General features: G+C 68.3%; 21 protein-coding genes and 1 tRNA gene. 4 read left to right on the top strand and 18 right to left on the bottom strand.

Annotation, left to right across the window (positions count from 1 at the left end; all coding sequences use genetic code 11):
- Positions 1-5: 5 nt before the first annotated feature.
- Together GVN21_RS17255 and GVN21_RS17250 are read right to left on the bottom strand one after the other, a co-directional pair.
- Complete coding sequence (locus tag GVN21_RS17255; protein ID WP_166575981.1) at positions 6-599, bottom strand: NADH-quinone oxidoreductase subunit B; 594 nt, start codon at positions 597-599, stop codon at positions 6-8.
- Positions 569-946: an NADH-quinone oxidoreductase subunit A gene (locus GVN21_RS17250; RefSeq protein ID WP_166575980.1), complete on the bottom strand. Its 378-nt coding sequence runs from the start codon at positions 944-946 to the stop codon at positions 569-571. The genes GVN21_RS17255 and GVN21_RS17250 overlap by 31 nt, the downstream gene beginning before the upstream one ends.
- A 181-nt stretch (positions 947-1,127) precedes the next feature.
- Here GVN21_RS17250 and GVN21_RS17245 point away from each other — a divergent pair, with 181 nt between their 5' ends.
- Positions 1,128-2,672 (top strand): AbgT family transporter, encoded by a 1,545-nt coding sequence (locus tag GVN21_RS17245; RefSeq protein WP_166575979.1) that lies wholly within the window; start codon positions 1,128-1,130, stop codon positions 2,670-2,672.
- Between the two features lie 85 nt (positions 2,673-2,757).
- A tRNA-Asp gene (locus tag GVN21_RS17240) sits at positions 2,758-2,834 on the top strand.
- A gap of 191 nt (positions 2,835-3,025) precedes the next feature.
- Here the strand turns inward: GVN21_RS17240 and GVN21_RS17235 are convergent.
- From GVN21_RS17235 to GVN21_RS17205, 7 genes are all read right to left on the bottom strand, one after another.
- Positions 3,026-3,205, bottom strand: coding sequence for an Arc family DNA-binding protein (locus GVN21_RS17235; RefSeq protein ID WP_166575978.1), 180 nt, complete (start codon positions 3,203-3,205; stop codon positions 3,026-3,028).
- A 3-nt stretch (positions 3,206-3,208) separates the two neighbouring features.
- A complete protein-coding gene (locus GVN21_RS17230; protein WP_166575977.1) occupies positions 3,209-4,096 on the bottom strand; it encodes an SPFH domain-containing protein in 888 nt (295 codons plus the stop codon).
- 201 nt (positions 4,097-4,297) lie between these two features.
- Positions 4,298-5,506 carry an acyl-CoA dehydrogenase family protein gene (locus GVN21_RS17225; protein WP_166575976.1) on the bottom strand — a complete coding sequence of 403 codons (1,209 nt, stop codon included), beginning with the start codon at positions 5,504-5,506 and terminating at the stop codon, positions 4,298-4,300.
- A gap of 4 nt (positions 5,507-5,510) precedes the next feature.
- The gene (locus GVN21_RS17220) at positions 5,511-5,801 is read right to left on the bottom strand and encodes a putative quinol monooxygenase (RefSeq protein WP_166575975.1); all 291 of its coding nucleotides are present in this window, start codon (positions 5,799-5,801) and stop codon (positions 5,511-5,513) included.
- Positions 5,802-5,889: 88 nt separating this feature from the next.
- Positions 5,890-6,387, bottom strand: a complete 498-nt coding sequence (locus GVN21_RS17215; RefSeq protein ID WP_166575974.1) for a hypothetical protein — start codon at positions 6,385-6,387, stop codon at positions 5,890-5,892.
- A 66-nt stretch (positions 6,388-6,453) separates the two neighbouring features.
- Positions 6,454-6,744: a hypothetical protein gene (locus GVN21_RS17210; RefSeq protein ID WP_166575973.1), complete on the bottom strand. Its 291-nt coding sequence runs from the start codon at positions 6,742-6,744 to the stop codon at positions 6,454-6,456.
- 114 nt (positions 6,745-6,858) lie between these two features.
- Positions 6,859-7,554, bottom strand: a complete 696-nt coding sequence (locus tag GVN21_RS17205) for a DnaJ family molecular chaperone (protein WP_166575972.1) — start codon at positions 7,552-7,554, stop codon at positions 6,859-6,861.
- A gap of 116 nt (positions 7,555-7,670) precedes the next feature.
- Here GVN21_RS17205 and GVN21_RS17200 point away from each other — a divergent pair, with 116 nt between their 5' ends.
- Entirely contained in the window at positions 7,671-11,318 is a 3,648-nt protein-coding gene (locus GVN21_RS17200) for a hydantoinase B/oxoprolinase family protein (RefSeq protein ID WP_166575971.1), read from the top strand.
- A 17-nt stretch (positions 11,319-11,335) separates the two neighbouring features.
- The gene (locus GVN21_RS17195; RefSeq protein WP_166575970.1) at positions 11,336-12,172 is read left to right on the top strand and encodes a hypothetical protein; all 837 of its coding nucleotides are present in this window, start codon (positions 11,336-11,338) and stop codon (positions 12,170-12,172) included.
- 42 nt (positions 12,173-12,214) lie between these two features.
- Here GVN21_RS17195 and metH read toward each other — a convergent pair whose 3' ends face one another.
- The 9 genes from metH to GVN21_RS17150 all read right to left on the bottom strand — a co-directional run.
- Positions 12,215-14,872, bottom strand: a complete 2,658-nt coding sequence (gene metH, locus GVN21_RS17190; protein WP_166575969.1) for a methionine synthase — start codon at positions 14,870-14,872, stop codon at positions 12,215-12,217.
- Complete coding sequence (locus GVN21_RS17185) at positions 14,872-15,261, bottom strand: hypothetical protein (protein WP_166575968.1); 390 nt, start codon at positions 15,259-15,261, stop codon at positions 14,872-14,874. Before GVN21_RS17185 ends, metH begins: the two co-directional genes overlap by 1 nt.
- Positions 15,258-15,707: a hypothetical protein gene (locus GVN21_RS17180; RefSeq protein WP_166575967.1), complete on the bottom strand. Its 450-nt coding sequence runs from the start codon at positions 15,705-15,707 to the stop codon at positions 15,258-15,260. The genes GVN21_RS17185 and GVN21_RS17180 overlap by 4 nt, the downstream gene beginning before the upstream one ends.
- Positions 15,707-16,768 (bottom strand): homocysteine S-methyltransferase family protein, encoded by a 1,062-nt coding sequence (locus GVN21_RS17175; protein WP_166575966.1) that lies wholly within the window; start codon positions 16,766-16,768, stop codon positions 15,707-15,709. Before GVN21_RS17175 ends, GVN21_RS17180 begins: the two co-directional genes overlap by 1 nt.
- Positions 16,765-17,625 carry a subclass B3 metallo-beta-lactamase gene (gene bla, locus GVN21_RS17170; RefSeq protein ID WP_166575965.1) on the bottom strand — a complete coding sequence of 287 codons (861 nt, stop codon included), beginning with the start codon at positions 17,623-17,625 and terminating at the stop codon, positions 16,765-16,767. The genes GVN21_RS17175 and bla overlap by 4 nt, the downstream gene beginning before the upstream one ends.
- A complete protein-coding gene (metF, locus tag GVN21_RS17165; RefSeq protein WP_166575964.1) occupies positions 17,622-18,554 on the bottom strand; it encodes a methylenetetrahydrofolate reductase [NAD(P)H] in 933 nt (310 codons plus the stop codon). The genes bla and metF overlap by 4 nt, the downstream gene beginning before the upstream one ends.
- On the bottom strand, positions 18,551-19,522 hold the full coding sequence (locus GVN21_RS17160; RefSeq protein WP_166575963.1) for a metalloregulator ArsR/SmtB family transcription factor: 972 nt from the start codon (positions 19,520-19,522) through the stop codon (positions 18,551-18,553). Before GVN21_RS17160 ends, metF begins: the two co-directional genes overlap by 4 nt.
- Positions 19,523-19,745: 223 nt before the next feature.
- Positions 19,746-20,696: a 2-hydroxyacid dehydrogenase gene (locus GVN21_RS17155; RefSeq protein WP_166575962.1), complete on the bottom strand. Its 951-nt coding sequence runs from the start codon at positions 20,694-20,696 to the stop codon at positions 19,746-19,748.
- 41 nt (positions 20,697-20,737) lie between these two features.
- The coding region (locus tag GVN21_RS17150; RefSeq protein ID WP_205690143.1) for a M10 family metallopeptidase C-terminal domain-containing protein at positions 20,738-21,315 on the bottom strand (578 nt) is incomplete at its 5' end.

Here is a 21,315-nt window from a genome sequence, read left to right as displayed (position 1 = left end):
CAGGCTCATCGCTCGATGGTCCCCGTCCGGCGGATCTTCTTCTGCAGCTGCAGCACCCCGTAGACCAGGGCTTCGGCGGTCGGCGGGCAGCCCGGCACATAGATGTCGACCGGCACCACGCGGTCACAACCGCGCACCACGCTGTAGCTGTAATAGTAGTAGCCGCCGCCGTTGGCGCAGCTGCCCATGGAGATGACGTAGCGGGGCTCCGGCATCTGGTCGTAGACCTTGCGCAGGGCCGGGGCCATCTTGTTGGTCAGGGTGCCGGCGACGATCATCACGTCCGACTGGCGCGGGCTGGCGCGGGGGGCGAAGCCGTAGCGTTCCAGGTCGTAGCGCGGCATGGCCGAGTGCATCATCTCGACGGCGCAGCAAGCGAGCCCGAACGTCATCCACATCAGGCTGCCGGTGCGGGCCCAGGTGATCAGGTCGTCGGCGGCGGCGACCACATAGCCCTTGTCAGCCAACCGGTCGGAGACAAGGTCGAAATAGGGGTCGTGGACCTTGGGGTCATAGCCTTCGACGCTGGTGCGTCCGGCAGTGAGGGCCGACGGGCCGGCGGGAACGATTACTCCCATTCCAGGGCGCCCTTCTTCCATTCGTAGATGAAGCCGACGGTCAGCACGCCCAGGAAGATCATCATCGACCAGAAGGCGAACACGGACTGCTCCTGCGGCAGGTTCATCAGGCTGACCGCCCAGGGGAACAGGAAGGCCACTTCCAGGTCGAAGATGATGAACAGGATCGACACCAGGTAGAACCGCACGTCGAACTTCATCCGCGCGTCGTCGAAGGCATTGAACCCGCACTCATAGGCCGAGACCTTTTCCGGGTCCGGCGCGCTCGGCGCCAGGATGGCGGCGCCGAAGATGAAGACGAGGCCGATCACCGCCGCGAGCCCGATGAAGATCAGGATGGGGAGGTACTCGAGAAGGAAGGCGTTCATGGGTTTCCCGGGCAGGAGTCGCGCGCGTTGTAGACCAACGATGACGGGGGTTCAAAGGGTCTGAAGCTGTTGCGAGGGGTTCGCATTTAACCTGCACGATCAAGGGCGGTGAGGCGTCTTCGCGGCGGCCGGCGGCCCCACCCGCTTGCCCTGCCCTTCCCGCCGTGCGGTTATCGCCGCCATGACCACAAAACGCCCCCTGGCCATGCGATTCCTCGACGGCGTCGAACGCCTGGGCGACAAACTGCCCGACCCGGTGTTCATCTTCGTCTGGCTGGTCCTGGCGCTGGTGGCGGCCAGCGCCGTCTGCGCGGCCCTGGGGGTGCAGGTGGTCAATCCGGGCACCGGGGAGACCCTGGTCGCCGAAAGCCTGCTCGACCCGGCCAATGTCCAGAAGCTGCTGGTCGAGATGCCCAAGACCCTGACCGGGTTCGCGCCGCTGGGCTATGTGCTGTTGGTCATGCTGGGGGCCGGGGTGGCCGAGCGGGTCGGCCTGCTGTCAGCGGCGGTGCGGGGCCTCGTCCGCCGCACGCCCAAGCGGCTGCTGGCGCCGGTGATCATCATCCTCGGCCTGTTCGCCAACCATGCGGCCGACAGCGGCTTCATCGTGCTGATCCCGCTGGCCGGCGCGGCCTTCGCCGCCGCGGGCCGGCATCCGGTGGCCGGCATCGCCTGCGCCTTCGCCAGCTGCGTCGGCGCCTTCGCCGGCAATCCGACGCCCAGCCAGTTCGACGCCCTGATCCTGGGCTTCACCGAGCCGGCGGTGCACATCCTCAATCCCGACTGGAAGGTGAACCTGGTCGGCAACTGGTGGTTCACGGCCTTCGCCGCCCTGATCTTCGTGCCGGTCGGCTGGTGGGTGACCGAGGCCATCGTCGAGCCCCGCCTGGGCCCCTGGACGCCGCCGGAAGACCACCGCCCCTCGGACCTGCCGCTGTCCGACGACGAGCGGCGCGGCCTCTGGCGCGCCGGGCTGTCGGTGCTGGCGGTGTTTGCCCTCTGGGCCTGGATGGCGCTGTCGCCGGGGGCGCCGCTGCGCGATACCGCAGCCGCCGACCTGACTCAGTGGACCCCCTTCTTCCGCTCGCTGATCGCCGGCTTCTTCGTGCTGTTTCTGGTCGCCGGGGTGGCGTTCGGGATTTCCAACGGGGTGATCAAGAGCCACCGGGATGTGGTCCGGCTGGCCGGCGAGTCCATGCAGGCCATGGCCCCATACATCGTGCTGGCCTTCGCCGCCGCCCACTTCATCGCCATGTTCAACTGGTCGAACCTGGGGGCCATCCTGGCGATCAACGGGGCGGAGTTCCTGCACTCCACCGGCGTGCCGATGGTGGTGCTGCTCCTTGGCGTGGTGGTGCTGACCGCCGTGCTAGACCTGTTCATCGGCTCGGCCTCGGCCAAGTGGGCCGCCCTGGCGCCGGTGCTGGTGCCTATGTTCATGCAGCTGGGCGTTTCGCCGGAAATGACCACCGCCGCCTATCGGATGGGCGATTCGACGGTGAACATGTCCAGCCCCCTGATGCCCTATTTCCCCCTGGTCCTGGCCTTCTGCCAGCGATGGAAGCCGGGGCTCGGGGTCGGAGGCCTCATGAGTTCGGTCCTGCCCTACAGCTTCGCCTTCATGGGCCTGGCGCTCGGTGTGACGGGCTTCTGGGCGCTGATGGAATGGCCGACGGGACCGGGCGCGCCATTCCATTATTCGGCCCCAGCGCCAGTCGCGCCGTAAGGCGTGGATAAAGCGAATTGCCGCGCTTGACAGGACCGGGGCATCCCCCTATTCCGCACGCCTCGCGCCGCTGTCGCAGCGAAACGCGGATGTAGCTCAGTTGGTTAGAGCGCCGGCCTGTCACGCCGGAGGTCGCGGGTTCGAGCCCCGTCATTCGCGCCACTTTCCCCCTTACCCGCACACCGAGAACGCCCGTCACCCCATGACTCGTTCTTGGGGTCCACGTTGGCTGTGTCGACGACCCGTAGGGTGGAGGCGCGGCCGCGCCTCCAGGGTGTTGGTTCGCGGCGGCCGAACTGTGGATGCCAAGAACGAGTCTTGGCATGACGGTGCGGGGGTGGGAGCGGAGAGCCCTACGCCTTCCCCTCCCCCTCACCCTTCTTCAGCCGCCCCCGCTTCGCCAACCCCTCGCGCACCAGCACCTCTAGCTGAGCATTAACGCTGCGCAGCTCGTCGGCCGCGAGGCGCTCGACCGCGTCGAGCACCTCGGGCTTCACCCTCAGCAGGAAAGCGCGCTTACCCGGACTGGCCACCGATCACCCGTAGAGCGTGCCGGTGTTGACCACGGGCTGGGCCTCGCGGTCGGCGCAGAGGACCACCAGCAGGTTGGAGACCATGGCTGCCTTGCGCTCCTCGACCAGCTCGACCACGCCCCGCTCCGAAAGCTGGGCCAGGGCCGTCTCGACCATCGACACGGCGCCGGCCACGATCAGCGCCCGCGCCGCCAGCACCGCATGGGCCTGCTGGCGCTTCAGCATCGCCCCGGCGATCTCCGGCGCATAGGCCAGGTGCATCAGGTGGCATTCGTCGATGACGATCCCGGCCACCGCCACCCGCGTCTGCAGGTCGACCTTCAGCCGCTCGCTCACCACCTCGGCGTCGGCCCGCAGGGTGGGCTCGTCGTTCTCGGCGTGGTCATAGGCATAGTGCCGCGCCACCTCGCGCAGGGCGGTCTCGATCTGGATATTGATGAAGGCCTGGTAGTCGTCCACGTCGAACAGCGCTTGGGCCGAGTCGGCCACCCGCCAGACCACGTTGGCGGCGATCTCGATCGGGTTGCCGCCCTGGTCGTTGACCTTCAGCGTCTCGCTGGTGACGTTGCGCACCCGCATGCTGATCTTCTTGCGCCCGTACCAGGGCAGCACCCAGCGCAGGCCGGTGGTGCGGTCGGTGCCCTTGTAGTCGCCGAACAGGGTGATCGCGACGCCCTCGTTGGGCTGCAGCATGTAGAAGCCGGCCAGGGCCAGCGAGCCCAGCACGATGGCGCCGATGCCCAGGAATCCCAGGGCGGCGTTCTCTTCGATCTGCGGAACCTGGGTGACCCCGGCCGCGATGATCACCAGCGAGATCAGAAGAATCAGGATCCCGTTGATCCCGCCACCGGTCCGCTCGACCGTCTGATTGATTGCCTTGTGCTCAGCCATAACGCCCTCCAAAACCGATATGAAAGTGATATCACTTTTTATCGCTTCCACAATAGCCCGTCATCCCGGAAGTCGCGCAGCGGCTATCCGGGACCCAGGAGGGAAAGAGTGTGATGTCGAAGCGGCCGACAGCCTGCCGGCCGCCCCTGGGTCCCGGCTCTCCGCGCTGCGCGCTCCGGCCGGGATGACGGGTCTGGTCGGTCAGAGCCCCAGAACCAGCTTCGCCATGATGTTGCGCTGGATCTCGTTCGAACCGGCGTAGATGGAGGCCTTCCGGTAGTTGAAGTAGGCCCCCGCCGCTGGCGCCGAATAGTCCGGGCCCGGGTGGAACTCGTTGCCGCCGCCGAAGGCGGGGGTGTAGGGCGCCGCGTAGTGGCCGACGGCCTCAAGCACCAGCTCGGTGATCGCCTGCTGGGCCTCGGAGCCGGCGCACTTGAGCATCGATGAGGCCGGTCCCACCGGCTCGCCCCCGGCCATGGCCGAGAAGATCCGCAGCTCGGTGGCGTTCAGCGCCTCCACCTTGATCTCCAGGTCCGCGATCTTCCGACGGAAGTCGTGGTCCTCAATCAGGGGGCGCGCATCGTCTCCCAGCTCCGCGGCGGCGATCTTTCGCACCTTCTTGAGGCTGTTCATCAGCCCCGGCGCGTAGGCGTTGCCCCGCTCGAATTCGAGCAGGTACTTGGCGTAGGTCCAGCCCTTCCCCTCCTCACCGATCCGATTGCTCACCGGCACGCGGACGTCGGTGAAGAACACCTGGTTGATCTCCTGCTGGCCATCGACCGGCTGGTCGAGCGTGGGCAGCGGCTTGATCTCGATCCCCGGCGTATCCATCCGCAGCAACAGGAAGCTGATCCCGTTCTGAGGCTTGGCTTCCTGCGACGTCCGCACCAGGCAGAACATCCAGTCGGCCCATTGGGCGTGGGTCGTCCAGATCTTGCTGCCGTTGAGGACATAGTCGTCCCCGTCACGGTCGGCCCGCATCTGCAGCGAGGCAAGGTCGGAACCGGAGCCAGGCTCCGAATAGCCCTGGCACCACCAGATGTCGCTGTTGAGGATCGGCGGCAGATGCTGGGCCTTCTGCTCATCGGTGCCGAAGGCCAGGATCACCGGGGCGACCATCTTCAACCCCATGGGCGAGGAGGTCGGCACACCGGCAAGGCTCATCTCCATGTTGAAGATGTACCGCTGGGCGGAATTGAACCCAGCACCGCCATGCTCGACCGGCCAATCCGGCGCCGCCCAGCCGCGCTCGGCCAGCTTCTTCTGCCAGGCGACCTGGCCGGCCTTGTCGAGGTAACCGTTCTTGGACTGGGCCAGGGCAGCTTTCAGCCCCGAGTCATAGTTGGCCGCGATCCAGTCGCGGACCTCCTTCTGGAAGGCCCGGTCGGCGTCGGAGAAGGCGAGGTCCATGGCGCTACTCGACCGCGTCGAGGTATTCGATCTCGGGCCGGCCGGCCATGGTCGGCCCCATCGCCGCGCCGCCGGCCTTGAAGTAGTCGGTGCCGCCGTGATGCTTCAGTGCGTCGGCGTCGACGTACAGTTCCAGCACCTTGTAGACGCCGGGCTCGGTCCGGCTCTTGGTCAGGGTGTACATCAGGCACCCTGGCTCGTTGGCCTTCACCTGCGCCGCCATGTCGAGGAAGATCTTCTCGAACTCGGCCGCCTTGGCCTCCTGCACGAACAGCTTCGCCACCACGCCGATCATCGCATCTCTCCCAAACGATTGTTTGAGAGACCATGGCGCGGTCACGCGGCGGGGGCAAGGGTGACGTGACGGCCGGCGCCATCAGGCGTCAGGCGGGGGTCCGATCCGCATAGGCCCGCAGGACCGCGCTATAATCGTCGCCGATGCCGACATGCCAGATGTCATCATAGGAGACCGACCAGGGCTCGTCCTCCCAGTTGCCGCCGGTGTCGATAGGGCGGAGTTCCACGGCGGCGGCGGTCGCGGCGATCACCACGCCAAGATCGCAGACCTCCTCGTCATGAACCACCACCGTGACACCCCGCGCCCTCACCGACTCGAACAGCGCCTGGAAATCACCGAGGTCGAGCCACTCGTACCGGTCGCCACGGTCGACGCCCCGCCATTCCAGCACCGCCTGCTGGCCCTTCCGGACGTCGTCATGCCGGATCTCCGCGATCTGGCCGAGTGGAAACACCCGGACCCCGTCGACCCGCCAGGACTCGATGTTCTGCAGCAGCACGAACGCGTCGCTCAGAGCGATGACGAAACCGTCGTAGGACGTGTCGTCAGGGGTCACGATCGAGACATAATCGCCCGAGGCCATGTGCTGACGCAGGGCCGGGACGATTCCCCGATCCGGCTTCAGGAAGACAACGTTATCCAGGTGAAGTTACCGCCGCTCGTTCCAGCCGTAGGCCACCCAATGGTGGCCGCCGACCTTGCGGGCCTCGATCACGCCATCGTCGGCCTGGCGAGCGCGAGCCTTGCGGCCGGCGCGGCCGGCCAGGGCGGCGAGCGCCAGGGTGGCGCTGGTCATGATGGCCAGAATGACCACGGCGGTCGCGGCGAAAACCATCAGCACCGAGCCGATGACCACGGCCGCGGTCGTGGCCAGCAGGCCCCCGATCCAGGCCAGGCCCTTCAGGCTGCTCTGCGTCGCGCCCCCGCCGTTGGTCGCCATTATTGCCAATCCTCTCGAGGCGCAATGCGCGCCTGCGTCTCTTATATTTTGGCCGCTCGTCGTGAACGTCAACCAAATGAAGGGTTCAGGCGGCTTTTTTTGGGCTTGGGCGATTCAGGCGGCGCCGGCCATCCGCAGCTCCCGGCGCTCCGCCATGGCCGCGTCGAAGGCGGCGTTGATCGAGGCCGCCTTGGCCTCCGCCACGGCGATGAACTCTTCCGGCAGCCCGCGCGCCCGCGCCCGATCCGGGTGAGCCGAGGACAGCTGCTTCTTCCATTCGGCCCGCAGGTCTTCGTCCGAGGCGTCGGGCAGGACGCCGAGGATCACGTAGGGATCGTTCGCCCCGGCCCCGATGTGGGTGGCCTTCAACCGCCGCAGCGTCAGCCGCGACAGGCCGAACAGGTCCGACACCCGCTCGAGGTAGTCGAGTTCGTCCGTGGTTACCGCCCCGTCCGAGCCGGCGATATGGAACAGCCCGTCGAGCACGTCTTCCAGCAGTTGCGGGCAGCCGCGATAGCGCTTGGCCAGCCGCCGGGCATAGCTTTCGAAGCCAAGAGAGGTCTGGCGCGCCAGTTCGTAGAGCCGGCGGACATTGCGCTCGCTGCCCTCGTCCGGCTGGAACACGGTGGCGAAGGCGTCGTACTCGGCCCCATCGGCCCGCCCGTCCGCCTTGGCCAGCTTTGCGCCAAGCGCGGTCACCGCCGTCGAGAACGCGGGGTCCTCGCCGGGCAGCCCCGCCGGGCAGTCGGGGCATTCGGCTTCGTCCACGCGGTTCGCGGCGAGCCTTGCAATGTTGCGCCAAAAGGTCATGGGAAGGAGAAGGCAGGATACGATGATGGCGGCCACATGACAACGACGCTGCGGAACGCTGTTCGTGAAGGTTTCGTCATGGTTGGGCGCCCGACCGTGAGAAAAGGAACCCGCGCATGACCCGCTGGTCCTTTTGGATCGACCGCGGCGGCACCTTCACAGACGTGGTCGCCCGCGCGCCCGACGGCGCCGAGAAGACCCTCAAGCTTCTATCCCAGTCCCCCGCATATCCGGACGCTGCCGTGGAGGCGATGCGCAGGCTGCTCGGCGCCGCGCCCGGCGAACCCTTCCCGGCCGAGCGGGTCGAGGCCATCAAGATGGGCACCACGGTCGCGACCAACGCCCTGCTGGAGCGAAAGGGCGCCCCGACCCTGCTGGTCACCACCAAGGGCTTCGCAGACGCCCTGGTGATCGGCGACCAGTCCCGGCTCCACCTTTTCGCCCTCGACCTGATCCGCCCCGATCCGCTCTACACCCAGGTCATCGAGGCCGACGAACGGCTCGGGGCAGACGGCCAGCTCGTCACCCCGCTCGATGAACCCGCCCTCGCCGCTCAACTGGCAGAGGCCCGCTCCGCCGGCCTGACCTCGGTCGCCATCGCCTTCCTGCACAGCGACCTAAACCCCGCCCACGAACAGGCCGCCGCCCGCCTCGCCCGCGCCACCGGATTCACTTACGTCGCCCTCTCCAGCGAGGTCTCCCCCCTCCCCCGCTTCGTGCCCCGCGCCGAGACGGCGGTGGCCGACGCCTACCTGACCCCTGTCCTCCAGGCCTATGTCGACCAGGTCGCCTCTGCGATCGCCGGCGCGCCCCTGTGGTTCATGACCAGCGCCGGCGCCTTGGTCCGCGCCGACGTCTTCCGGGGCAAAGACGCGGTGGTTTCCGGCCCGGCCGGCGGGGTGGTCGGGGTAGCCGAGACGGCGCGGCAGGCGCACGCGCCGGCCGTGCTGGGCTTCGACATGGGCGGCACCTCCACCGATGTCTGCCGGTTCGCCGGCGTGCTCGAGCGGCGCGATAAGGCGGACGTGGCCGGCGCCAGGCTGCGCAGCCCGATGCTCGACGTCGAAACCGTGGCGGCCGGCGGCGGCTCGATCCTGGCCTTCGACGGGCTGCGGGCGCGGGTCGGGCCGGGCAGCGCCGGCGCCAATCCCGGGCCCGCCGCCTACGGACGCGGCGGGCCGGCCACGGTGACCGACGCCAACCTGGTGCTGGGCCGCCTGAACCCGGCCTTCTTCCCCAGCATTTTCGGCCCCGGCGCCGACGCCCCGCTGGACGTTGCCGCCGCCCGCGCCCGCCTCGCGGACCTCGCCCAGGCCATGGGCCTGCCCACGCCCGAGGCCGCCGCCGAAGGCTTCATCGCGGTCGCCGTTGAGCACACCGCCCAGGCCATCCGCCGCATCTCAACCGAACGCGGCTTCGACCCCCGCGACCATGCCCTGGTCGCCTTCGGCGGCGCGGCTGGGCAGATCGCCTGCGACGTGGCTGATGCGCTGGGAATGACGGAGGTCCTGAGCCCGTTGCATGCCTCCCTGCTCAGCGCCTGGGGCATAGGCCAGGCCAGGGTCCGCGCCCTCCGCCAAGCCGGCCTCGAACAGCCCCTCGGTTCGGAAGGCCTCAAGGCCGCCGACGCCCTCGCGGACCGCCTCACCGCTGAAGCCACTGAAGCCCTCGCCGCCCAGGGCTCTGTCCCCGGCGACACAACAATCCGCCTGATGCTCCGCTACGACGGCGCCGATGCGGTGCTGCCGGTCGCGCCTGCTGATCAGACCACCGCGAAAGCCGCCTTCGAAACCGCCCACCAGCGTCTGTTCGGGTTCATTGAGCCGGCCCGCACCATCCTCATCGCCAGCGTGGAAGTCGAGGCGGAGGAGTTCGCCCATCGCCAGTTCCTCATCCTCTCGGGGGAGGGGAACCACGCGAAGCGTGGTGGAGGGGGTCCCCACGAACGCCAGCGACAGCCTGTGGAATCCCCAGCCCAACCGCCGGTGGGGACCCCCTCAGTCACCGACTTCGGCGGCGACAGCTCCCCCGAGGGGGGAGCAACTGGGACCCTGCAGGCATCCCACTTGACCGAGCCGACCGAAGGCCCCGCCCTCATTGTTCGCGGCGACACCCAGATCGCCGTCGCCCCCGGCTGGACCGCGACCCGCGAGAAGGACGGCCTGATCCGCCTCAAGCGCACCGCTGCCCGCCAGGCCGCCGAGGACGACTCCGACCGTCCCGATCCCGTCACCCTGGAACTGTTCAACCGCCGCTTCATGGGCGTGGCCGAGGCCATGGGCGCGGCCCTCGAACGCACGGCCCATTCGGTCAACATCAAGGAGCGGCTCGACTTCTCCTGCGCCCTGTTCGACACCGATGGCGGCCTGGTGGCCAACGCCCCGCACATGCCGGTGCACCTGGGGAGCATGGGCGCTTCCGTCCGCGCGGTGCAGGTCCGCCACGACCGTTTCGCCCCCGGTGACGCCTTCGTGCTCAACAATCCCTATTTCGGCGGCACCCACCTGCCCGACATCACCGTGGTGATGCCGGTGTTCATGAATCCCGCCGATGCGCAGCCCAGCTTCTACGTCGCGGCGCGCGGCCACCATGCCGATGTCGGCGGGGTGCAGCCCGGATCCATGCCGCCCTTCTCCAAGACCATCGAGGAGGAGGGCGTCATGCTGGACGCCCTGCCGATGATGCGTGGCGGCGTGTTCCTGGAGGCCGAAACCCGCGCCGCGCTCGCCACCGGCCACTGGCCCGCCCGCGCCCCCGACCGCAACATCGCCGACCTCAAGGCCCAGCTGGCCGCCTGCCAGGCCGGCGCCTCGGCGGTGGCCCAGATGATCGAGGCCTACGGCGCCCGCACCGTCGCCCGCTACATGGGCTTCGTGCAGCAGAACGCCGAGGCTAGCGTCCGCCGCGCCATCGAAAAGCTCACCGACGGCGAGGCCCGCGTGCCGCTCGACGGGGCCGGCGAGATCGTCGTCAAGGTCACGGTCGACGCCGCCGCCCGCGAGGCGACCCTGGATTTCACGGGCAGCGCCGACCAGCTGGCCAGCAACTTCAACGCCCCCAGCGCTATTGTCAGCGCCGCCGCCCTCTACGTCTTCCGCACCCTGGTGGACGACGAAATCCCGCTGAACGCCGGCTGCCTGAAGCCTCTCCACATCCTCACCCGTGAAGGCTCGATGCTCGATCCGCATCCGCCGGCCGCCGTGGTCGCTGGCAATGTGGAGACCAGCCAGCATGTGGTCGACGCCCTCTACGCGGCGCTGGGCGTCATGGCCAACGGCCAGGGAACGATGAACAACTTCACCTTCGGGGACGAGACGCGGCAGTACTATGAGACCATCTGCGGCGGTTCGGGCGCCACGGCGAGTCGACCAGGCACGGGCGCCATCCACACCCACATGACCAACAGCCGGCTGACCGACCCGGAAATCCTGGAGCGCCGCTTCCCCGTGCGGGTCGAGCATTTCGGGATCCGGCACGGCTCCGGCGGGTCGGGCGCCAATCCCGGCGGCGATGGGGCGATCCGGCGAATCCGCTTCCTCGCCCCCATGGAGGCGGCGTTGCTTTCGAGCCGCAGGCTGAATGTTCCGTGCGGAATCCGGGGCGGCGAAGCCGGTTTGCCCGGTTCCCAACGTTTGATTGCCGCAAAGGGCGGGGTAAGGACGTTGACCGGCTGTTTTTCCGTCGCCGTCGAGCCGGGCGACGTCATCGAGATCGAGACCCCGGGGGGCGGTGGTTTCGGACCGGTTGGCGGCGTGGTCGCGTGAATTCAAAGGACGACTGAATGTCCCCCATCCTCGCCGTTCTGCTTTCCCTGATGCTGGCCCAGGAGGCCGCGCCGCAGCCGGAGGCGGCCGAAGCCCCGCCGACGCTGGAACAGGAGTACCCCGTGCCGGCCGGCGCCCCCAGCGACGACTACGGCCTGGTGGCCTGGTGCTACGGCGCCCTGTCCGGTCACATCGGGCTGTATGACAAGGTGATCGAGGACGTCGAGGACATCGAGGTCCGGATGTCGAAGCTGCCCGGCGCCCCGCCCATGGATATGGACGGCTACAAGACCCAGCGCGACGCCGGCCGCGACACCCTGAAACAATTCCGCCGCGCCATGGAGGCGGCCGAGAAGGCCTCTCCCAAGCCGATCGCCCCCTACGGCGCCGAGAACCTGCGCAAGGGCGGCCAGATCTGGGGCATGGTGCGCGACACCAAGGACAAGAAGTATCTGGCCCGTGAGTGGATGAGCTGGGGCCTGCCCGGCCGCTGCGTGCCGACCGCCGAGCGGCTGGAGGCCAAGTCCAGCCTGTTCGGCCAGGCCCTCACCTACAACGTCAAGCCCGCCGCCCCGCCGCCGCCCCCGCCGGAGGATGTGATGACGGTCCCCACCACGCCGCTGACGCCGGACACGACCGCCGCGCCGGTGGAGGGTACGCCGCTTGGCGAGAAGGCGACCGATCCGCAGAACAGCATCGACTACCTGCTGCCCGGCGAAGCCGCCCCAGCCGAACAGGTCGCCGCCAATCCGGAAGACGAAGCCGCCGAGCCGGCGGCCCCCGAGGAAGAGCCGGCGGCCGAGCCGGACGCCACGGACGAGGACGCCCCGGTCCTGCGCGGGCCTCAGGATTAGACGTTCCTTCTCCCAACAAGCGGGAGAAGGACCCTTCAAGGTTTACGCCGCTTCGTTCCGACCGACCGCCAACGGGTCGTAGGCCAGGATCGGCGCCAGCCAGCGCTCGGCCGTGGCGATCTCCCAGCCCTTCCGCGCTGCATAGTCCTCGACCTGGTCACGGTCGATCTTGCCGACCCCGAAATAGTGGGCCTGCGGGTGGGCGAAGTAGAGGCCTGAGACCGAGGCTGGCGGGCTCATGGCGAAGCTTTCGGTCAGGGCCATGCCGGTGTGGTTCTCGGCGTCCAACAGCTTGAACAGCGTCGCCTTCTCGGTGTGGTCGGGCTGGGCCGGATAGCCGGGGGCGGGGCGGATGCCCTGGTACTTCTCGGCGATCAGCTGATCGATGTCGAAGGGCTCGTCGGGCGCGTAACCCCAAAGCTCCGTGCGCACCTGGCGATGCAGCGATTCGGCGAAGGCCTCGGCCAGGCGGTCGGCCAGGGCGGCCGACAGGATGGCGTTGTAGTCGTCTCCCGCCGCCTTGAACCTCGCCGCGATCTCCAGTTCGCCATGGCCGGCGGTGACCGCGAAAGCGCCGATCCAGTCGCCGGACGGGGCGACGAAGTCGGAAAGGGCCAGGTTGGCCTTGCCGGCCGACTTGTCCATCTGCTGGCGCAGGGTGTGGAAGCGGGCCAGTTCCGTGGTGCGATCCTCCCCTGCGAAGACGGCGATGTCATCCCCGACCGCCTGGGCCGGCCAGAAGCCGACGACGCCTTTGGCGGTGAACCACTTTTCGGAAACGATCTTCTCGAGCATCGCCTGGGCGTCGCGGAACAGGTCGGTGGCGGCCTCGCCGACCACGTCGTCCGCGAGGATGGCCGGATAGCGGCCGACCAGCTCCCAGCTGGCGAAGAAGGGGGTCCAGTCGATGTGGCGCGCCAGGTCGGCGAGATCACCCTCGACGGCCCTCACGCCCAGGAAGCTGGGCTTCACCGGCGGCTGGGCGGCCCAGTCGATCGGGTAGGCGTTGGCGCGGGCCTTGGCGATGGGGGTGCGGTTCTTGGCCTCCTGGCCACGGGCGAACTGCTCGCGCACCCGGATGTACTCAGCGCGGGTCTCGGCCTCATGCTTGGGCCGGTCCTCAGACAGCAGGCCGGAGACCACGCCCACGGCCCGGCTGGCGTCGAGCACATAGGTGGTCGAGCCCCGACGGTAGGCCGGCTCGATCTTCACCGCCGTGTGGGTCTTGCTCGTCGTCGCCCCGCCGATCAGCAGGGGGATGTCGAAGCCGCGCCGCTCCATCTCCGCCCCGACGAAGACCATCTCGTCCAGCGACGGGGTGATCAGGCCGGACAGGCCGATGATATCGACATTGTGGGCCTTGGCCTCGTCGAGGATGCGGTCGGCCGGGACCATGACGCCCAGGTCGATGACCTCGTAGTTGTTACACTGCAGGACCACGCCGACGATGTTCTTGCCGATGTCGTGGACATCGCCCTTGACCGTGGCCATCAGGATCTTGCCGGCCGACTTGTGCGGCTGGCCCTCCTTCTCGGCCTCCATGAACGGCATCAGCCAGGCCACGGCCTGCTTCATCACCCGCGCCGATTTCACGACCTGGGGCAGGAACATCTTGCCCGCCCCGAACAGGTCGCCGACCACGTTCATCCCGTCCATCAACGGACCTTCGATGACGTGCAACGGCCGCTCGGCCGCCAGCCGCGCCTCTTCCGTGTCGGCGTCGATGAACTCGGTGATGCCGTTGACCAGGGCGTGGGTCAGCCGCTCCCGAACCGTGCCGGCCCGCCAGGCCTGGTCGGCCACCTTGGCCACCGTCCCGTCGCCCTTGTATTTCGGCGCCAGGTCCACGAGCCGCTCGGTCTGGCTGCCACCGGCCTTGGGCTTGCGGTTGAGAATCACGTCCTCGACCGCCTCGCGAAGCTCAGGCTCGATGTCGTCATAGACCGGCAGGTCGCCGGCGTTGACGATGCCCATGTCCATGCCGGCGTTGATGGCGTGGTAGAGGAACACCGAGTGGATCGCCCGGCGCACCGGCTCGTTGCCGCGGAAGCTGAAGCTGACGTTCGACACCCCGCCCGACACCCGCGCGTACGGCAGCTGTTGCTTGATCGCCCGCGTCGCCTCGATGAAGTCGACCGCGTAGTTGTCGTGCTCCTCGATCCCCGTCGCCACGGCGAAGATGTTGGGGTCGAAGATGATATCTTCCGGCGGGAAACCGACCTCGTCCACCAGGATGTTGTAGGCGCGGGTGCAGATCTCGATCTTGCGGGCGGCCGTGTCGGCCTGGCCCACCTCGTCGAAGGCCATGACCACCACGGCGGCGCCATAGCGCAGGCACAGGCGCGCATGGTGGCGGAAGGTGTCCTCGCCCTCCTTCATGCTGATCGAGTTGACGATCGCCTTGCCCTGGACGCACTTCAGGCCCGCCTCGATGACCTCCCACTTGGAGCTGTCGATCATCACCGGAACCTTGGCGATGTCCGGCTCGGCCGCCATCAGGTTGAGGAAGGTGATCATCGCCTGCTTGGAGTCCAGCAGGCCCTCATCCATGTTCACATCGATGACCTGGGCGCCGGCCTCGACCTGCTGCCGCGCGACGGCCAGGGCGGCCGTGTAGTCGCCATCGACCACCAGCTTGCGGAATTTGGCGGAGCCGGTGACGTTGGTCCGCTCACCGACGTTGACGAAGACAGGTCTCACTACAGCAATCCGTTATCTAGAGCGGGTTCGCGGCCACCCAGGGCCAGTCGGCGACTGATCACCGCCTGGGGCAGGCCGGCGGTGACGGCTTTCATCACCGGACCGGGGCCTTGCCCATGAAGTTGCTTGAGGCCGGCGACCGCCGCACGGAGCTGCGCCATCGACGCCCCCGCCACGACCGTCTTGAAGACCTCGAAATCCTTGGCATCCAGCACCGGATCGCCCGGCGCCGGGCCGATATCGACGCGCGGCGCGGTCTGCACCAGCGCGTTGACCAGCACCGCGGCGGCCTTGTCGTTGGTCGCGCGGCCCAGCCGGCTGCGCAGGTCGCGCAGGAGCTCGGTTTCAGTCGTGGTGAGGGCGTCGGCCTTGTTGAGCTTGACGGTCATGCCCTCGCCTCTTCCCTTGGCCAGGGCGCCACGCGTTCGCGACGAGGCAGATGTCCGGGTCGCACCGTGCCGTAGCCCGTGTCGCGAAGCACTTGCCGCACACCCCGTGACTGAAGACGATAGACCGTGCGCTGTACGCAGCCCCAGCGGCTTCGCACCTCCCACACCCGGCCGTCACGGACGGCATCACAGATCGCCAGGAACCAGTCGATACTTTTCCGGTCCTTCCTGAAGTCCAGAATGAACTCCGAGGACATTGTGTTCAGTTCCGCCCAGCTGTCGCCGAAGCTGACCTCGAGGTCGGCGGCCGGCGGCCCAGGGAAGAGTTCGTACTCATCCATTTCCGGCCTGTGGCTGACCGTGACCGCGCGAGGCGGCAGGCTCGACGCCATCTCGTCAAGCGCCTCCCGCAGCCGGGCGCGCGCATCCTGTCCGCCGGTTGTCATCACGCGAGCTCGAACGGCTCCAGGCCGGCCAGGCGCATGGCCTTGGGCCGTTCCGGCGGCACGCGCGGCGCCTTGCCCTTCACCGATTCGGCCACGTGGCGGATGTGGTCCGGCGTCGTCCCGCAGCAGCCGCCCAGGATGTTGACCAGGCCGCTCTCGGCCCACTCATGCAGGTGGCAGGCGGTCTCGTGCGGCTCCTCGTCGTACTGGCCCATGGCGTTGGGCAGGCCGGCGTTGGGATAGGCGGCGACCAGGGTGTCGGCCACCCGAGCCATCTCGGCGATGTGCGGCCGCATCAGGTCGGCGCCCAGCGCGCAGTTGAAGCCCACCGCGAACGGCTTGGCGTGCTTGACGCTGTTCCAGAAGGCCTCGGCCGTCTGGCCGGACAGGGTGCGGCCCGAACGGTCGGTGATGGTGCCGCTGATCCAGATCGGCAGCCGCTCCAGCCCCTCGTCCTCCAGATCCAGGATCGCCTTGATCGCGGCCTTGCAGTTCAGGGTGTCGGTGATGGTCTCGATCAGGAACAGGTCGACGCCGCCTTCATGCAGGGCCTTCACCTGTTCGCGATAGGCGTCATAAACCTGATCGAAGGTGACCAGCCGGGCGCCCGGATCGTTCACGTCCGAGCTCATCGACAACATCTTGTTCAGCGGCCCGATCGAGCCGGCGACGAAGCGCGGCTTCTCCGGCTCGGCGGCGTTGAACTTGTCGGCCGCCGCCCGGGCCAGCAGCGCGCCCTGGTAGTTGATGTCCCAGACCGCCGCTTCGCACTTGTAGTCCTCCTGGGCGATCCAGGTGGCGCTGAAGGTGTTGGTCTCGCTGATGTCGGCGCCGGCGGCGAAATAGGCCTCATGCAGCTTCTGAACCAGGTCCGGCCGGGTCAGGCAGAGGATGTCGTTGTTGCCCTTCAGCTGGCCGGGGTGGTCCTTGAACCGTTCAGCCCGGAAGTCCTCCTCCGTCAGCCCCTCGCGCTGGAACATCACGCCCCAGCTGCCGTCGAGGATCAGGATGCGCTCCTTGGCGATCTGCTTCAGCTTGGCGATGCGCTCTTGCCGGGTCATTTGGCGGCTTCCTGGTTGGCGAGCTGGGCCTTGAAGTCCGCCTCGGACTTGGCGTTGACCCGTGACAGCTCGGTGGGATCGACGAAGGGGTTGGGCTTGCCGGCCCCCATGGCGGCCTTCTTGGTCCACAGCCCCATCTGCTCGGGATGTGGGGCCAGGAAGACGTCGGCCTCCAGCTTGCCCAGCCTGGCGAAGGTCTTGCGGTAGTCGTCAACGATGCCGGGGTATTGCGGATTGGGCGCCAGTCGATTTGCGGCGACCGAGGTGCTGCACCAGAACACAACCCTGTAGGTCTTGGCGCCATCCTTGACCGTCGTGGTCCAGGAGGTGCAGCCCTTGCTGTGGCCGGGGGTCAGGACGGCCTTCAGGCTGTTGCCGCCGACCGTCAGCACCTCGCCGTCGGCCACGGTCTTGTCCACCTTCACCGACGGGAAGGCGTAGGCGGCAACGTCCTCGGAGCCCGGGTACTTGCCGTTCTCCAGGGCCCATTTGTCGCCGGCGCTGGCGATCACCACTGCCCCGGTGCTCTTCTTCAGCGCCGCCAGGGCGCCCGAATGGTCGAAGTGGGCGTGGCTGTTGAGGATCAGGTCGACGTCGCTCAGCTTGAAGCCCAGGGCCTTGATGTTGGCCTCCACGAGGGCGGCGTTCTGCGGCATGCCGCCGTCGATCAGGATGTGGCCCTTGGGGCTGGTGATCAGCCAGGCCGACAGCCCCTCGGTCCCGACATAATGGATGTTGCCGATCACGGTGAAGCCGGTGGCCGGCTTGGTCCAGCCGGCCGGGAACTGCGCCAGGGCGGCGGTCCCGAATAGGGCGGCTCCAGCAGCGAGGGCGATCAGGGTTTTCTTGATGGTCATGCGGCGGCCTCCGCCGGCGTCGACGCTGGCTCGCGCACCCCCAGCACGCGGCAGATGGCATACACCAGGTCAGCCCGGTTCAGGGTGTAGAAATGGAAGTCGCTGAACCCCTGCTCCTCCAGCTTGGCGCACATCTCGGCGGCCACGCTGCAGGCGATCAGGCGCCGGGTCTCGGGGTCGCCGTCGAGCCCGTCGAACAGATTGGCCAGCCAGCCCGGTATGCTCGCGCCACAGGCCCCGGCCATCCTCACCAAGCCCTTGAAGTTGCTGACCGGCATGATCCCCGGCGAGATCGGAATGGTGATCCCCGCCGCCCGCACCTTTTCCATGAAGCGAAGGAAGGGGTCGATCTCGAAGAAGAACTGAGTGATGCCGCGCGTCGCCCCGGCGTCGACCTTCGCCTTCAGGACGTCGATGTCCTTGTCCAGGCTGGGGTTCTCCGGATGCCCCTCGGGATAGACCCCGACCAGCACCTCGAAGGGATGGATGGCCCGCGCCGCCCGGGTCAGCTCGGTGGCGTTGGCATAGCCGTCGGCGCGGGGCACGTACTCTCCGCCGATCTGACCGGGCGGATCGCCGCGCAGGGCCACCAGATGGCGGACGCCGGCGTCCCAGTAGTCGCGAATCACCTGGTCCACGTCCTCGCAGGACGCCTCGACACAGGTCAGGTGGGCGGCCGGCTTCAGGCTGGTTTCCTCGACCATGCGCTTGACGGTGCGGTGAGTGCGGTCGCGGGTCGAGCCGCCGGCGCCATAGGTCACCGAGACGAAGTCGGGCTGCAGCGGTTCCAGCCGGCGGATGGCCTGCCACAGGTTCTCTTCCGCTTCCGGGGTCTTGGGCGGGGAGAACTCGAAGCTGATGCCGAGCTTGCGGTTGGGCCGTTCGGCCGAGCGGGCGACCGGTCCGATGACGCGGCGGGGCGGGCTCATGCGGCGCTCCTGTTGGTGTTGGCGGGCCGGGAGCCGGCCCAGATCTTGATGGTCAGGCCCTGGCCGTCGGCCGTGGGCAGGGTCTCGCTCACTTCGCCCTCAAGGCCGGCGGCGTCCAGCCAGAGCAGGACCTCGTCGTCGGACAGGCCGAGCCGGCGGTGCTGGTGCTGGCTGCGCAGGAATTCCAGGCCGTGCGGGGCGAAGTCTATGATCAGCAGCCGTCCGCCCGGCGCCACCAGCCGCGCCGCCTCGGCGACCGCGGCGGCGGGATCGCTGAGGTAGTGCAGCACCTGGTGCACCGTCACCAGGTCGGCGCAGCCGCCCGGCAGGCCGGTGGCGAAGATGTCCCCGTGTCGCAGCTCACAGCCGGCCAGCCCCGCCTCGCTGACATTGACGCGGGCGATGTTGAGCATCTGCTGTGAAAGATCCAGCCCGATGGCCCGCTCGGCCCGCGTGCCCAGCAGGGTCAGCATGCGGCCGGTCCCGGCGCCCAGATCGACCAGCTGACCCAGCGCTCCCTGCCCCGCGGCTCTCTCGATGGCGGCCTCGACTTGGGATTCCGAGGCGTAGAGGGTGCGGATCTTGTCCCATTGCTCGGCGTTTCTGGCGAAATAGGCCGTCGCTTCGTTGGTGCGTTCGGCCTGCACGGCCGCTAACCGGTCGCCATCGCGGCGAAGCACCGGATCGCCGTCATCGGTCAGATCCAGCAGCACATCGACGAGCCGCCGGGCGGTTTCGGCGCCGCTCAGCCGGTAGAAGACCCAGGCCCCGTCCGGGAACCGCTGAACCAACCCGGCCTCGGCCAACAGCTTCAGGTGACGGGAGACTCGGGGCTGGCTCTGGTCCAGAATGCGGCAAAGTTCGAGGACGCTCAGCTCCTCGGCAGCCAGCAGGCTGAGGATGCGCAGACGGGTCGGCTCTCCGGCCGCGCGCAGCATCTCCACGGTCTGGACCGATCCCTGGCTCATGGGGGATATAAAGATATCTTTATGTGTTTAAGTCAAGCGTCGAGACAGGCCGCTCGCCCATTGGCCTCGACAGAAGTGATATCACTTTGATAGTGTCGCCACAGGATCAGGAACGGGGACAGATCATGCTCGGCCACTTCATTCGCAACCCACGCCACCGACTGGTCGCAGCCGTGCTGTTCGGAGCTCTTCTGGCCGGCGGCGCGCTGCTTCTCCTGCTCGGCTAACCCGCCACCGGCGTCGCAAGCGGTTCGCCGTGGAAGAAGCGGCGCAGGTTCTCCAGGGTCATGCCGACCATCTGGGGGATGCTCTCCATGGTGCCGCCGGCGGTGTGCGGCGTCAGCACCGTATGCGGCACATCCTGCCATCGCGCCGGCGGCGTCGGCTCCTCGGCGAAGACGTCCAGGCCGGCCATGCCGAGACGCCCATCCTTGAGGGCGGCGATCAGCGCGTCCTCATCAACCACCGGCCCCCGGCTGATATTGATGATACAGCCGCGCGGCCCGACCGCCTCGATGATCTCCTGGGAGATCAGCCCCTTGGCGTCCCCCCGCGTACAGATCATCAGGGCGTCACTCGCTTTCGCCAGCTCCAGCAGGCTATCGGCCCGTCGCCAGCGGCTCTCCTTCGGGTTCGGCCCCCACCAGGCGATCGGCATGCCGAACGCATCCAGCCGCCTGGCGACCGCCTCGCCGATGTGGCCCAGCCCGACGATGCCGGCCGTTTTGCCGCGCAGGGAGTGGCGCGGCCGCATCCGGTCGGTCAGGGTCCATTGCCCGCCGCGCACCCGGTTGTCGCCCTCGACGATGCCGCGCCAGACGGCGATCAGCAGCCCCACCGCATGGTCCGCCACATCATCGGCGTTCAGGCCTGCCGAGTTGGTCACGGCGATCCCCCGCGCCTTGCACCAGGGCACGTCGATACCGTCATAGCCGACACTGACACAGGCGATCAGGTCCAGGCGCGGCATCTCCGCCAGGAACTCGGGGTCGAGCTTGAACTCGCCCGCGTGAACCACGGCCCGCACCCGCTGGCCGGCGGCGGCCAGAAAGGCGAGCCGGTCCTTGTGGTCCCACAGCTTGTGAACCTGATAGCCGGCGCCCGTGAGCGTCTGTTCCATCGGGGCCAGCATGGGGTGGGACAGCAGGACTTCGTGGGGAGGAGACTGGGTCATGCCCAACCTTCCTCCCCCGACGCGCGTCGATCAACCCCGCGCTACAGGATCCAGTTGGTCCCGACCGTGCCGGACACCCGGATCACCATGTCGGCGGCGGAGTCGCCGTTGGTGTCGAAGGACAGGGTGGTCAGGGTCCCGGCGGCCGAGACCGTCATCTGCCCCGCGACGCCGGTGAAGGACGCGACCTGACTGAAGGCCTGGTCGCCGGCGACCCCTGCATTGGCGTCGACCAGGCTGACGTCGAGCAGGTCGCCCTCCGCGACGCTGAAGTCGCGAATGACGTCCATGCCGCTGGCGGTGCTGTCGGCGACCTGGAAGTAGACAAACCGGTCGGCGCCTGCGCCCCCGGTCAGGGTATCGGCCGCCAGACCGCCGTAGAGGACGTCGTCGCCGGCCTCCCCGAACAGCCTGTCGGACCCGAGGCCCCCGCTGAGCCAGTCGTTCGCGCCCGCGCCGTACAGGGTGTCGGCACCGTCCAGACCCTGGATGGCGTCGGAGCCCGCCCCACCCAACAGGGTGTTGTTGCCGGCCGTGCCGGTGGTCAGCGCGTAGCCGGCCGGCGGCGTCGGCTCCGTACCCACAGGAGGCGGCGGCGGCCGGCTACGCGCTGACCACC

This window comes from Caulobacter sp. SLTY (assembly GCF_009905535.1).
In the GTDB taxonomy this organism is placed as follows: domain Bacteria; phylum Pseudomonadota; class Alphaproteobacteria; order Caulobacterales; family Caulobacteraceae; genus Caulobacter.
This window is presented reverse-complemented; position numbering and strand designations above follow the sequence as displayed.